The sequence below is a fragment of the Nocardia sp. NPDC019395 genome (assembly GCF_040632335.1).
In the GTDB taxonomy this organism is placed as follows: domain Bacteria; phylum Actinomycetota; class Actinomycetes; order Mycobacteriales; family Mycobacteriaceae; genus Nocardia.
Window position 1 is genome coordinate 1 of the sequence record NZ_JBEYBT010000008.1, and the last position, 12,700, is coordinate 12,700.

Sequence of the window (12,700 nt, forward strand, 5' to 3'; positions counted from 1 at the left end):
CGGCGCTCAGTCGCTGCGCTCCTTCGCTCTGGTCGCTCCAGAACGAGACGGGCCCCGAACCACCAACGCGGACCGGCCGCATGCGGGAAACGGGGTGAGGTTGCATGCGGGCGGACTGGCGGTAGGGGATCAAACGCGCCTGCGGCGGCGGCGAGTTCGGGCGGTGGTGAGCACGGGGGCTTGGGGGCGCTCGCTGTGGTTGGGTGTTCACCTGGTGATTCCCATCTTTGGGAAGAAAGTTACGGGGGGTTTTCGGGGGCTGGGTATGGTCTCGGCGCAGGGGATCTCACCCGGTTTACCGGGACGAACCACTGTGGAGAGACAGCTTGACGCAAATCGCAGGACCGGGGATAGAACTCGTCCGCAGCGCCTTCTCGCTCATCGATATCGAGCCGTAATGAGCTCACATTCTTATACCGCTGGGACAGCCCGAATTCAGGAGCAAGAGTTTTGACCCGACCGCAGACCTCGATTATCGACAGCCCGTACCAGCAGTCCATCGCCCAATACTGGAATGCCGAAAAGAATCCGGTCAATCTGCGCCTGGGTGAAGTGGACGGCCTCTACCACCACCACTATGGGATCGGGGCGGTGGACTGGTCGGTCCTCGACGCAGCACCGGATGTCCGCGAGCAGCGGGTCGTCGAGGAGCTGCATCGGCTGGAGACGGCTCAGGCCGACTTCCTGCTCGACAATCTCGGCACCGTCGCGGGCGAGGACCGCCTGCTGGATTCCGGATGTGGTCGCGGCGGCAGCAGTGTGATGGCGCACCAGCGTTTCGGCTGCGAAGTCGACGGCGTATCCATTTCCCAGACTCAGGTTGATTTCGCGAACGAGCGGGCAGGCGAACTCGGCATTGCCGGAAATGTCCGGTACCACTTGAAGAACATGCTGGAAACCGGCTTCGACACCGGTACGTTCCAGGGGATCTGGAACAACGAGAGCACCATGTATGTGGACTTGTCGTTGCTGTTCGAGGAGTACCGGCGCCTGCTGCGCCGCGGGGGCAGATATGTGTGCATCACCGGGTGCTACAACGACACCTACGGTCTGCCGTCGCGGGCGGTGAGCACGATCAATGCCCATTACATCTGTGATATCCACCCGCGCAGCACGTATTTCAAAGAACTGGCGGCGAACAGAATGGTGCCCGTCAGTGTCGTCGATCTCACCGCGGCGACGATTCCCTATTGGGAGTTGCGAGCGAAGTCGTCACTGGCCACCGGTATCGAGCAGGCGTTCTTGGACGCCTACAAGGATGGCAGTTTCCAGTATTTGCTGATCGCGGCCGACCGCGTCTGACCATCAGGGGGCAGGCAACAAAATTCGGGCACGAATAGACAGGAATCGGCATGACAGCAATCACACGGTCGCATCTTTTCATCGGCGGGAAGTGGACCGGCCCGTCGTCGTCGCGACAGCTGACGGGCATCAACTCCACGACCGAAGAGGTCCTCGGCATCGTGCCGGAGGCGAACGAAGCCGATGGTGATGCGGCGGTCGCGGCGGCCAGGGAGGCGTTCGACCATTCGGGATGGGCGACAGCGGATCCGGCCGAGCGGGCCGCGACGATGCGGCGCTTCGCCGATGCCATCGACGCTCGTCAAGAAGAGATAGCCCGCCTGATAACTCAGCAGGTCGGGATGCCCATCGAGCTCGCCCGCCTGTTCGAGACATCCTTCCCGCCGACCCTCCTGCGTTACTACGCCGAGCTGGCGGCATCGACGAACTTCGAGGAACGCCGGCCGTCGCCCATGGGGTTCGATTCGCTGGTGCGCCGTGAGCCGGTGGGCGTCGTCGCGGCGATCACGCCGTGGAACTTCCCGGTTATCGCCGCGATGATGAAGATCGCCCCGGCGCTGGCGGCCGGCTGCACCATGGTTGTCAAACCTTCGCCGGACGCGGCGCTGGACTCGTTCCTGCTGGCCGAGGCCGCCGAGGAAGCCGGGTTCCCGCCCGGGGTCATCAATTGGGTCCCCGGCGGGTCCGAACTCGGCGCCCACCTGGTGAGCCATCCCGATGTCGACAAGGTCGCGTTCACCGGATCGTCCGCCATCGGGCGCAGTGTCGGCGAAGCGTGTGGCCGGCTTCTGCGGCCCGTGTCGTTGGAGCTCGGCGGCAAGGCGGCAGGCCTCGTCCTGGATGACGCGGATCTGGATATCGTCATCCGGGATCTGCCGCTCGTATCGATGGCCAACAGTGGGCAAGCATGCGCCGCGGTAACCCGGATCCTGGCCCCGCGCAGTCGTTATGACGAGGTGGTGGATGCCCTCGCGGGGTGGGCGTCCTCGCGAGTCATCGGCGATCCGCTGGATACCGACACACAGATCGGACCGGTCGCGACGGCCAGGCATCGGGACCGGATCGAAGCGCATATCGCCAAAGGGAAGGCCGAAGGCGGCCGGATCGTCGCCGGTGGCGGCCGGCCCGCTACGCGGCAACGCGGATGGTTCGTCGAGCCGACCGTGTTCGCCGATGTCGACGAGAACGCCACCATCGCCCAGGAGGAGATCTTCGGGCCGGTCCTGGCGATCCTGCCCTACGACGGGGACGACGAGGCCGTTCGTATCGCGAACAATTCCGAGTACGGCCTCGGCGGTGCCGTCTGGTCTGCCGACACCCAGCGCGCACAGGGCCTGGCCCAGCGGATGCGCACCGGCTCCGTCAGCCTCAACGGCACCCTCATCGATTTGAACGCCCCGTTCGGTGGCTGGAAGAACAGCGGTTTCGGGCGCGAGCTGGGCCCCGAGGGCATGGACAACTACCTGCATACCAAGTCCATCTTCCTGCCCTGATACCACCGGAGCGCGGGCAGACGCCGTCGCCCGGCCCGCGCTCCGGAAAAGGGGCAGCCTCCGCCATCTGCCTCATATCTGGAGGACCGACCTGTGGACACCTCACCACCGGCGAAAACGGATGTCTTCGTACCGGTGCCCTATCGGCGGGCAAGTGACCCGCCGTTCGATCCCGCGCCGGAATTGCTGCGGTTGCGGACCGAGGAAACCATTACTCAACAGCGCGCACCCAATGGAGACCCGGTGTGGGTGGTGGTTCGACCCGCCGATGTCCGTCAGGTGTTGAGCGACCCGCGTTTCAGCACAGCGAGGACCCCGCGCACTGTCACCCGCCCCCGGGCGACAGGAAAAGCGTCGATCGCGAGTCCGACCCGGCAGCCGGGCGCGATCGCGGGGATGGATCCTCCTGAGCACACCAAGTTCCGCCGTATGGTCAACTCCGCTTTTTCACCCCGCCGCACAGCGCTGATGCAGGCCCGGGTAGCGAAAATCGTGGAGCAGCGGCTGGATGCGATCGAACGGACGGCATCCCCGGTGGACCTCGTATCCACCTTCGCCCAGCCGGTCGCCTCCCAGACCGTCTGCGAGCTGGTCGGGCTCGGCGAAGAAGACCAGAGGCTGTTCGAGGAGATGGCCAACCAGGCTTTCGATCGAACGCTGAGCCAGGAAAAGATGGCGGGCATCTTCACCACGATGTGGGAACGCCTCGCGGCACTGGTCGCGCAACAGCGGAAGTCTCCGGATGACACGCTGCTCGGCGCTCTCGTCCGCGACCACAGCGACGACCTGACCGACGCCGAACTGATCGGGCTGGTCAACGCGGTGCTGATTGCGGGCCACGACACAACGGCGAGCATGCTCGGGCTGAGCGTTCTCCTGCTGCTCCGGCATCCAGCGGATCTCGCCAAGATCAGAGACGATCCACAGAGCGTGCCCGGTGTCGTCGAAGAGATGCTCCGATATCTGTCCGTGGTGCAGACCGGGCTGGTTCGAACGGCCACGGAAGATGTCGAACTCGGTGGCGCGAAGATCAAATCAGGCGACTACGTGATGACATCGCTCGTCATCGCCAACCGTGACGACAGCATGGGCGAAGACCCTGATCGGTTCGATACCACCCGCGGCTCCGCGAACCACCTGGCGTTCGGTCACGGAACCCACTTCTGCCTCGGGGCCACCCTGGCCCGGCACGAACTGGGTATCGCTCTTCCCGCCCTTTTCCGGCGCTTCCGCCGGCTGGAGCTCGCGGTCCCCTTCGAAAGCCTGGAATTCCGCACGTTCTCCACGGTGTACGCCGTGCAGGCATTGCCGGTGACGACGACGATCCCCGACGGAGAAAAATGACGAAGACCCCACGAATCGACAAATGGTTCTATCCGGACGAGCTGGAAATCGATCTCGAACCCTATGGGGTACAGCGCGAGAAGATCGCCGAGATAGTGACACAATCCTGGGAGTTGAACCGGTGCATCGTTCCGGAGTTCTCCAACTGGGATCGCTATATGGCGCTGACGCGGCTCGGGGTCATCGCCTATGTCGCCGATTACATCGGGCGAGCCATCGATGTCGTCGACGACGGCCCCTGGATCGGGTACGACATCGAAAGAGAATTCGACATCCTGTTCGGCGGGTCACCGATCCGCGACGAGATGGCGAGGGAATTCCGGTCCGCCGTTCTGGTTATGACCGAAAAGTCCAGTGAACGACGTTCTTCTACGCTCTACCGCCGCTACGCCGACGCGCTTTCTCATTCTGCCGCGGACTATTTCCGGCTTCGTGACTGCGACGGGATGATCAGGTTCTACCTGAACGCCGCCATAGCCTGCAACGACAGCGATCGCTGGCTGACCGAAGACGAGAACGCCATTATCGCGGAAATCGCGATCACCCTGTTCGATTCCATCTCCTTCTACAAGCATCGCGCGGAAGGGGAGATATGCAACTTGTTCGCATACGCCGATCCCGAACTCCGCGCTACGGCCTACAAGGCATGCCGGGAAACCCTGTGGGCCCTCGATCCCCATTGGTCGCAGACGGCCGACCGGCGATGCCTCATCAATTATTGCCGGTATCTCGGAGGCCCGGTTCATATGCTGATGCGCAGATATCGGTACGTCGAGGAGGGAATGACTCTCGGCATGCCGGAATCCGAGGCAATCGTCGACGACGCCCGACGCAATGTGAAACTCTGGTACCGCAACGACCCGGTGGCCGAGACGGTTTCCGACCAGCGTTACGAAGCAGTCATGGCCCGGCCTCATCTACTCTTCGACGGACTTGCCGATATCCTCGATCGCCCGGCGGCAGAGAAATGCCACGCATGCGAACGCAGCGAGTCCTACGGTATCGGCGATGTCGGCAAATTCTCCGGGGTAATACTCTGCGGACAATGCCGGAAGAACTGGGGCGCATACCTGGAGGCCTTCCCCGACCGGGCGAGAAATATCCTCCCGCTGGCAACCCCGAAACTCACGTGAGAAGCAGCCACATATGACCGACCTCAACTCGGCGCGAACGGACGCTGCCGATCCGGAATCCGGCACGCGACCCGAGGCATTCGGCGGATCAGCGAAAGCTCGAACATGGCATCTCGGACTGTATGCCCCCGCCCCGATGCGGGACGACGAAAGACTCGGCGCGGAAGTAAACGAACGCCTGGTCGAGTGGGCTCGGGAAGTCGGAATCTACGCCGAGAACCTCGACTACTTCCGGTCGTGCCAGTTCGGCCGCCTCGTTATGCTCACCTGTCCGTACACCGACGACCCCGACCGGCTACTGCTCGTCGCGCGCTGGATGGCGGCGCTGTTCGCCACCGACGACTATGTGGCCGACGACGAACGATTCGGCGCCGTCAACGAGCTCGTCGCCGAACGTCTCACCTTCGCCATGTCGGTTATGGACCCACCGCACTACGTGGGCGAATACGCGGCCGAGATCGAGGCGCATACACACGACCACCCTGTCCTGCGCGCGCTCTCGTCGAGCCTGGGGTATATCGCCCGGTACGCGACCCCCTCCCAGATGGCAAGGATCCGGCAGGAAACCCTCGCCTTGTTCTTCACCTGGACCGCCGAAGCGATGTGGCGAATTTCCGGCCGGACTCCACCCCTGTGGGAATTTCTCGCGGAAAGGCAGCACAACAGCTTCCTGGCGGCGATGTCGGCGATCGATGTCGTGAACGGATACGAACTTCCGGCCAACGTCTATTCGCACCCGCGGGTCCGGCACGCTGTCCGGCTGGCGGCCGACGCGGTGACGCTCGTCAACGATATCTACTCCGCACCCAAGGAATCGCAAACAGCGATCGGAGATTTCAACCTTCCGTCGATCATTGCCCGTGAGCGGCGCTGCTCCCTGCACGAAGCAATCGAGCGCAGCGTCGCGCACGACAACGAGATCGTGCGGGCATTCGAAGCCGCCCGCCGAGACCTGGAGCCCGGCGCCCCACCCGAACTGAAACGGTTCCTGGAAGAGCTGTGGGCGTGGATCGGGGGCAGCCGGGAATGGCACAGCAGAAGCGCCCGATACCGGGTCGCGACTGGCCGGGCGCAGGGGTGAGCTGAATTTTTGGCGCCGCCTGCGGCGTCGCGGGTTCGGGGCCCCCTTGGTCTCGTTCTTCACTCCCGACGCTCAGTCGCTGCGCTCCTTCGCTCTGGTCGCTCCAGAACGAGACGGGCCCCGAACCACCGAGGTCGACCGGCCGCATGCGGGAAACGGGGGTGGGGGTCGGATGCGGACCGACTGGCGGTAGGGGAACAAACGCGCCCCAGGGCGGCGGCGAGTGAGGGCGGGAGGTTCGCAGGGGTGAGCGCGGGTCTTGCGGGACAAGGTTGGCTCATCGTGGGGCGGGCTGTGTTTGGTGTGGTGAACCGTGGAGGTGGTAGGCGGGGCAGTTCGGGAAGGTGCTGTGTTTTTTGGCGCCGCCTGCGGCGTCGCGGGTTCGGGGCCCCCTTGGTCTCGTTCTTCACTCCCGACGGTCGGTCGCTGCGCTCCCTCCCTCTGGTCGCTCCAGAACGAGACGGGCCCCGAACCACCAAGGCGGACCGGCCGCATGCGGGAAACGGGGGTGGGGGTCGGATGCGGACCGACTGGCGGTAGGGGGACAAACGCGCCCCAGGGCGGCGGCGAGTGAGGGCGGGGAGGTTCGCAGGGGAAACGGGGTGAGGGTCGGGGCTGATCTGGCCGGTGGCTTTGCTGGTCGGGCACGGAGATCGGACTTCTGGTGCAGGCGCTCCGGGGGGTGGGGAGCCTATGGTTGTCGCCGTGCGGGTTCCCGAGGAGATCGATAAGCAGGCCTGGCGGGCGGTTATCCGGGGGCGGCGGGTACAGGTACCGGAATCCGTGCGGGCGGCGGAGGCCGCGGCGCTGGCCGATGCGGCCGGTCGGCTGGGCCCCGCGGAGTGGGTGTGTGCCTATGTTCCGGTGCGCGGTGAGCCGGGGTCGGTGGCGATCGCGGAGGCGTTGCGGGCGGCGGGCAGCCGGGTGTTGCTGCCGGTGACCCGGGAGCCCGGTCCGCTGTACTGGGGCGAGTACACCGGCGCGGACACCTTGCGCCCGGCGCGCTATGGGCTGCTCGAACCGGCCGGGGCGGTGTTGGCGCCGGAAACCGTGGCGTCCGCCCAGCTGATCTTGGTGCCGGCGCTGGCGGTGGATCGGCGCGGAGTTCGCCTCGGCCAGGGCGCCGGGTACTACGACCGGACGCTCGGCCTCGCCGACCCCACCGCGCGGCTGATGGTGGTGGTGCGCGACGACGAGGTGGTCGAGTGGCTTCCCGAGGAACCGCACGATATCCGCATGCAGTGGGTGCTCACCCCCGGGAGCGGGGCGAAGCCGCTGGATATGGCGCCGGACTGAGGCCGGATATGGTCCGGGACACATCCGGGGCCGCGCGGGAATCAATCGAGGATTGGCACTGTTGGCACTGTGGCCTGTAGAGTGCTAATTCACGAATACTGCGGAGGACCCTGTGCCAACCTATTCATACGCGTGCACCCAGTGCGACAACCGCTTCGATATCGTTCAGTCCTTTACCGATGACGCACTCACGGTCTGCTCGGAGTGCTCCGGGGCGTTGCGCAAGCTGTTCAACTCGGTGGGCATCGTCTTCAAGGGTAGTGGCTTCTACCGGACCGACAGCCGTAGCGGCTCGTCGACCGCCAGCGAGCCGGCGAAATCGGACAGCTCGAGCTCGTCGGGGTCGTCTTCCGGTTCCGGTTCGGACAGCGGCTCGTCCGGTACCTCCTCGGCGCCGGCCGCCGCCGCCAGCTGAGCCGGTAGCCCGGCACCTCGACAGGGTGCTTGCCGAGACTGATTCATCCACAGCCCGTGGGTTGTGCACAGCTGCCCACAGAGCCGCGCCCGGACCGAGATAGCACTCCTACGCTCGGTCCATGAGTCGCATACGCACTCGCCCCGGTGTGAATGCCAGGGGCCGGCTGGGTTCCGGGGATACCTGGCGCGAAGCATTCGACAACCGGCCCCCCTGGGCGGACGCGGTACTGTTACGGCGCGTTCTGGCTGCCTTGTGCGCCGTCGCGGCCGCGGTCCTGTTCCTCCGCGATGATCCCGAACGGGTCCGCGTCTCCGTCGTCGTCGCCGCCCGTGACCTCGCTCCGGGCCATCTACTGGAGCCCGCCGATCTACGGCTCACCGAGCTCTCCCCCGGCGCCGCCCCCGATGGCGCCGCCCGCGACCCCGGCGCACTGACGGGCGCGGTGCTCACCGCGGCTCTCCGGTCCGGTGAGGTGCTCACCGATGTGCGGATCGTCGGGCCACGCTTGGCCGAAGTCGCGACGGGTGCCCCGGATGCCCGGATCGTGCCGATCCGGCTGGCCGATACCGCGATCACCGGAATCCTGCGCGCCGGCGACAGGGTGGATGTCGTCGCCGCCGACACCACGGACCCGGTCCGTGCCACCACACTGGCCACCGATGCCGCGGTTGTCCTGGTATCCGGCTCGCCCACCGAACCCGGCGCGGGCCGGACAGAGCGCGTCGTACTGGTCGCTCTGGACGCGCGCCGAGCGGCAGCCGTCGCCGCGGCCTCGCTGAGCAGCGCGCTCACCGTGATCTTCCACTGACAACCGAAGAGGCCCGCCGCACGATGTGCGACAGGCCTCTCCAGGTACTCGGACCCCGGCCGCGAGGTGTCGGGCCGGGTCAGCGGAGCGAGATGTATCAGCCCAGACTGAAGGGCTGGCCCCACAGCGTCACGACGGACATGACGTTATCGGTCTCGACCTTGACCTTGACGAAGGACCGCGCCTGCGCGTACCCGCCGCAGCCGCTGAGGCCGATGGTGGTGTCGGACCAGGTGACCGAACCGCTGTTGCCCTTGAACTTGTTGTTGGTCGCGTGATCCTCGTTGCCGTAGTCGTCCGGCTTCTCGACATCGAGGACGTAGAAGGCCTTGGCCTGGCCGGGGCCGAGGGTCAGATCGCCGCCGACCTCACCGCTCGGGCTGACCTCACCGGACTCGCCGTCGATATCGGCGCTGGCACCGGCTTCGCCGCCGCCGCCGTCGATGTTGACCTGGCAGCCCACGACGTAGCCGGGGTAGATCTTGCCGCCCACATCCTCACCGCCGCCGGCGATCTCGACCTGCGCGCTACCGGAGGCCCAGGCGTTGCGGTGCACGGGGGTGGCGCCCATGGACGGGCTGATGTTGGCGGACTCGCCGACCATGCGGACCGTGACCACGGTGCCGTCGGAGAGCGTTTTGACGATTTCGCCGCCGGGCAGCGGGATGAAGGTGTCGGCATTGGCGGCGCCGGTGGAGAACAGGCCCAGCGCGACCGTGGCGGCCGCACCGACACCGGCGAGGCGCGCCAGATTCTTACGGTTGAACATGTGCAGATGCCCCTCTGGGGTTGAATTCGCTACAGCGAGAGTTGTGGTGGGTGAAGCGGTGTCAGCACGTCAGCCGATGCTGAACGGCTGCCCGTAGAGGGTGGTCTTCGAGTAGTGGTCACCGATGATCTCGACCACGGTGTAGGCCCGGGCCTGCGCATAGCCGGCGCAGCCCTGGATCTCCATCTCCACGTCCTGGTACTCGACGGAGTAGCGACCGGGCTTCTCGATGTCCTTGTAATCGACCTGGACGAACTTGACCTCGCCCGGTCCGAGCTCCAGGCCGATCGAACCGCCGACGCTGCCGCCGCCGACCTCGAGGCCACCGGATACGCCCAGGCCGATCGCGTCGTCGGCGATGCTGACCTGGCAGCCGACGATATAGCCGGTGTTGATCTGCGAAGCGCCGTGGGTCGACGAATTGTTGGTGCCGTCCTCGCCGGTCGGGCCGTTGTTCGGGCCGGCTTCGCCCTCGGGCGTCACCGAGACATCGGCGGCGGCGTTACCCGAGACCCACACGGTCCGGCCCGCGCCGTTGGCCGCCATGGACGGCGAGACGACTGCGTGCTCACCGGTGCGGGTGATCTTGACGCCGGGGCCCAGTTTCTCACCGTCCGGCAGCGGTACGAAGGTGTCCGCATTGGCGGCACCGGTGGAGAACAGACCCATGGCCACAGCGGCTACGGCGCCCACGCCCAAGGCGCGCGCGCCGTAGCGCAGACCGGTGGTGCGGTTCTTGCTCATATTTCCCCTCATCAAGGTTTACAGCGACACCCGACATCGCAGCGATCGACGTCGGGGCGGCCCAAGAACAGGCTTCATAGAGCTTGGGTTACGGCTGTAGCCACCAGATGAACCCGAAACCACACAACCGGTGAACACTTGCCTACCGTGCCACCGACTCGGTGTGGCATCAGGGTGATTCTCAGGTAACGGGAAGGTGACGGATGCTGGGAAAACGCAGCCCTGACACCGGATTTCCGGGAATGCCGAAATAAGAGACAGGCCCGCCGCGAGTGCGGCGGGCCTGTTTCCGTGCCAGTATGGCGGTTTGGTCTGCGATCAGCCGAGGCTGAACGGCTGACCCCACAGGGTCACGTAGCTGATCACGTTCGAGGTCTCCACCTCGACGCTGATGAACGACCGCGCCTGCGCGTAGCCGCCGCAACCGCTCAGGCCGATGGTCTGGTCGGACCAGGTCACCGAACCGCTGTTGCCGTCGAAGCTGTTGTTGGTGGCGTGATCCTCACTGCCGTAGTCGTCAGCCTTTTCGATATCGAGCACGTAGAACGACTTCGCCTGGCCGGGGCCTACAGTCAGGTTGCCGCCGGTTTCGGCGCTCGGGCTGACGGCGCCTTCCGTATCGACTTCGGCACTGGCACCGCCCTCGGCACCGCCGCCGTCGATATTGACCTGGCAGCCCACGACATAGCCGGGATAGATCTTGCCGCCCACATCCTCGCCGCCGGCGATCTCGACCTGCGCGCTACCGGAAACCCACGCATTGCGGTGCACCGGGGTGGCACCCATGGACGGGCTGATATTGGCGGACTCACCGACCATCCGCACGGTCACCGTCGTGCCGTCGGACAGCGTTTTGACGAGTTCGCCGCCGGGCAGCGGCACGAAGGTATCGGCATTGGCCGCTCCGGTCGAGAACAGACCCAGGGCGATGGTGGCGGCGGCGCCGACGCCGGCGAGGCGCGCCAGTTTCTTTCGGTTGATCATGGTTGGATCCTTCGAGGGGAAAGCTCGCGGATTACGCGAGATGAGGTTCGTTTCGATACGACGTGGACGCCCGGCTCAGCCGATGCTGAACGGCTGGCCGTACAGGGTCGTCTTCGAGTAGTGGTCGCCGATGATCTCGACCACCGTGTACGACCGCGCCTGCGCGTAACCCGCGCAACCCTGGATCTCGATCTCGGCATCCTGGTACTCGACCGAGTACCGGCCGGGCTTGGTGATGTCCTTGTAATCGATCTGGACGAACTTGACCTCACCCGGGCCCAGTTCCACGCCGACCGAGCCGCCGACGTTCCCGCCGTCCAAGCTGAGTCCGAGGGAACCACCCAGGCCGATCGCATCCTCACCGATACTCACCTGGCACCCGACGATGTAGCCGGTATTCAGCTGCGAAGCGCCGTGGGTCGACGAATTGTTGGTGCCGTCCTCGCCGGTCGGACCGTTGTTCGGGCCGGCTTCACCCTCGGGGGTCACCGCGACATCGGCGGCGGCGTTACCCGAAACCCAGACGACCCGGCCCGCGCCGTTGGCCGCCATGGAGGGCGAAACGACAGCGTGCTCTCCGGTGCGGGTGATGGTCACGCCCGGACCGGCTTTCTGGCCGTCCGGTAGCGGCACGAAGGTATCGGCATTGGCGGCGCCCACCGACAGTAGGCCTACGGCGACAGCGGCCGCGGCACCGATACCCGCGATCCTGGCACCTTTACGTACCCCGTCGGTGCGGTTCTCGCTCATATTTCCCCTCATCATTTTCGGACAAACTGCAGACCTTCGAGTCCCGACACAGGGATCTCCGGCTTCGACCAGTGTTTCGCTCGTTTGTTACCTGCAGATGACTCGTTGTTATTTCGATGCAACGTCACAAATCGGACATTGCACACGAAAGCGACCGACGGACCCCGAATCTTTGCCCGCCGGACCACCTTTGCGGTGGTCGACGCATCGAGGTTAAACGGTCGATAACAGATTCGACAAAGTTTGTTTTCGCTATACATTGATGTGATCTATTTCACATCTACGTATAGGCACGCGTGCATCCGCAGGCCAGATGCCGTATCAGATAACCGGAGTACGCACGTCAGGACGGAAAAAATCCGTAAATGGATCGCGCCAGCGACCGGCGGGCGCAATAAATGAACACTGTCCCGGCAGCCCGCCCGGAAATCTCGATGATCGGAGTACTGGACAATCCCGCTCCGACCGCGCCGTTACCCCTTCGAGATAGCGCATTCATACCGTATTAAAACGGAAAACCGTTAAGCGCCAACACAATTGCGGATCAGTCCGCACTGCCGTGATGCGGCGGGACCTGC

12 protein-coding genes are annotated in these 12,700 nt (G+C 65.1%); 8 read left to right on the top strand and 4 right to left on the bottom strand.

Annotation, left to right across the window (positions count from 1 at the left end):
• Positions 1-450: 450 nt before the first annotated feature.
• The 8 genes from ABZ827_RS19625 (at position 451) to ABZ827_RS19660 (ending at position 8,875) form a co-directional block, all read left to right on the top strand.
• Entirely contained in the window at positions 451-1,302 is an 852-nt protein-coding gene (locus ABZ827_RS19625; RefSeq protein ID WP_357238436.1) for a geranyl diphosphate 2-C-methyltransferase, read from the top strand.
• Between the two features lie 50 nt (positions 1,303-1,352).
• Complete coding sequence (locus ABZ827_RS19630; RefSeq protein ID WP_357238438.1) at positions 1,353-2,795, top strand: aldehyde dehydrogenase; 1,443 nt, start codon at positions 1,353-1,355, stop codon at positions 2,793-2,795.
• 93 nt (positions 2,796-2,888) lie between these two features.
• The gene (locus tag ABZ827_RS19635; RefSeq protein ID WP_357238440.1) at positions 2,889-4,139 is read left to right on the top strand and encodes a cytochrome P450; all 1,251 of its coding nucleotides are present in this window, start codon (positions 2,889-2,891) and stop codon (positions 4,137-4,139) included.
• Complete coding sequence (locus ABZ827_RS19640) at positions 4,136-5,272, top strand: hypothetical protein (RefSeq protein ID WP_357238442.1); 1,137 nt, start codon at positions 4,136-4,138, stop codon at positions 5,270-5,272. Before ABZ827_RS19635 ends, ABZ827_RS19640 begins: the two co-directional genes overlap by 4 nt.
• A gap of 13 nt (positions 5,273-5,285) precedes the next feature.
• A complete protein-coding gene (locus tag ABZ827_RS19645; RefSeq protein WP_357238443.1) occupies positions 5,286-6,353 on the top strand; it encodes a terpene synthase in 1,068 nt (355 codons plus the stop codon).
• Between the two features lie 693 nt (positions 6,354-7,046).
• Complete coding sequence (locus tag ABZ827_RS19650) at positions 7,047-7,649, top strand: 5-formyltetrahydrofolate cyclo-ligase (protein ID WP_357238445.1); 603 nt, start codon at positions 7,047-7,049, stop codon at positions 7,647-7,649.
• A 112-nt stretch (positions 7,650-7,761) separates the two neighbouring features.
• Positions 7,762-8,064 (top strand): FmdB family zinc ribbon protein, encoded by a 303-nt coding sequence (locus ABZ827_RS19655; protein WP_357238447.1) that lies wholly within the window; start codon positions 7,762-7,764, stop codon positions 8,062-8,064.
• Between the two features lie 121 nt (positions 8,065-8,185).
• Complete coding sequence (locus ABZ827_RS19660) at positions 8,186-8,875, top strand: SAF domain-containing protein (protein WP_357238449.1); 690 nt, start codon at positions 8,186-8,188, stop codon at positions 8,873-8,875.
• Positions 8,876-8,972: 97 nt separating this feature from the next.
• On the opposite strand, the gene ABZ827_RS19665 is transcribed toward ABZ827_RS19660, so the two are convergent.
• The 4 genes from ABZ827_RS19665 to ABZ827_RS19680 all read right to left on the bottom strand — a co-directional run bounded on the left by ABZ827_RS19665 (position 8,973) and on the right by ABZ827_RS19680 (position 12,122).
• The gene (locus ABZ827_RS19665; protein WP_357238451.1) at positions 8,973-9,644 is read right to left on the bottom strand and encodes an MspA family porin; all 672 of its coding nucleotides are present in this window, start codon (positions 9,642-9,644) and stop codon (positions 8,973-8,975) included.
• Between the two features lie 69 nt (positions 9,645-9,713).
• On the bottom strand, positions 9,714-10,388 hold the full coding sequence (locus ABZ827_RS19670; RefSeq protein WP_357238453.1) for an MspA family porin: 675 nt from the start codon (positions 10,386-10,388) through the stop codon (positions 9,714-9,716).
• 318 nt (positions 10,389-10,706) lie between these two features.
• On the bottom strand, positions 10,707-11,372 hold the full coding sequence (locus ABZ827_RS19675; protein WP_357238455.1) for an MspA family porin: 666 nt from the start codon (positions 11,370-11,372) through the stop codon (positions 10,707-10,709).
• 75 nt (positions 11,373-11,447) lie between these two features.
• Positions 11,448-12,122 (bottom strand): MspA family porin, encoded by a 675-nt coding sequence (locus tag ABZ827_RS19680; protein WP_357238457.1) that lies wholly within the window; start codon positions 12,120-12,122, stop codon positions 11,448-11,450.
• Between the last annotated feature and the right edge of the window lie 578 nt (positions 12,123-12,700).

What these genes read in the sequence shown, in the direction of transcription:
- ABZ827_RS19630 (WP_357238438.1), top strand. Translation starts at nt 1,353, where the DNA reads ATGACAGCAATCACACGGTCGCATCTTTTCATCGGCGGGAAGTGGACC.
- ABZ827_RS19640 (WP_357238442.1), top strand. Translation starts at nt 4,136, where the DNA reads ATGACGAAGACCCCACGAATCGACAAATGGTTCTATCCGGACGAGCTG.
- ABZ827_RS19645 (WP_357238443.1), top strand. Translation starts at nt 5,286, where the DNA reads ATGACCGACCTCAACTCGGCGCGAACGGACGCTGCCGATCCGGAATCC.
- ABZ827_RS19650 (WP_357238445.1), top strand. Translation starts at nt 7,047, where the DNA reads ATGGTTGTCGCCGTGCGGGTTCCCGAGGAGATCGATAAGCAGGCCTGG.
- ABZ827_RS19660 (WP_357238449.1), top strand. Translation starts at nt 8,186, where the DNA reads ATGAGTCGCATACGCACTCGCCCCGGTGTGAATGCCAGGGGCCGGCTG.
- ABZ827_RS19665 (WP_357238451.1), bottom strand. Translation starts at nt 9,644, where the DNA reads ATGTTCAACCGTAAGAATCTGGCGCGCCTCGCCGGTGTCGGTGCGGCC.
- ABZ827_RS19670 (WP_357238453.1), bottom strand. Translation starts at nt 10,388, where the DNA reads ATGAGCAAGAACCGCACCACCGGTCTGCGCTACGGCGCGCGCGCCTTG.
- ABZ827_RS19675 (WP_357238455.1), bottom strand. Translation starts at nt 11,372, where the DNA reads ATGATCAACCGAAAGAAACTGGCGCGCCTCGCCGGCGTCGGCGCCGCC.
- ABZ827_RS19680 (WP_357238457.1), bottom strand. Translation starts at nt 12,122, where the DNA reads ATGAGCGAGAACCGCACCGACGGGGTACGTAAAGGTGCCAGGATCGCG.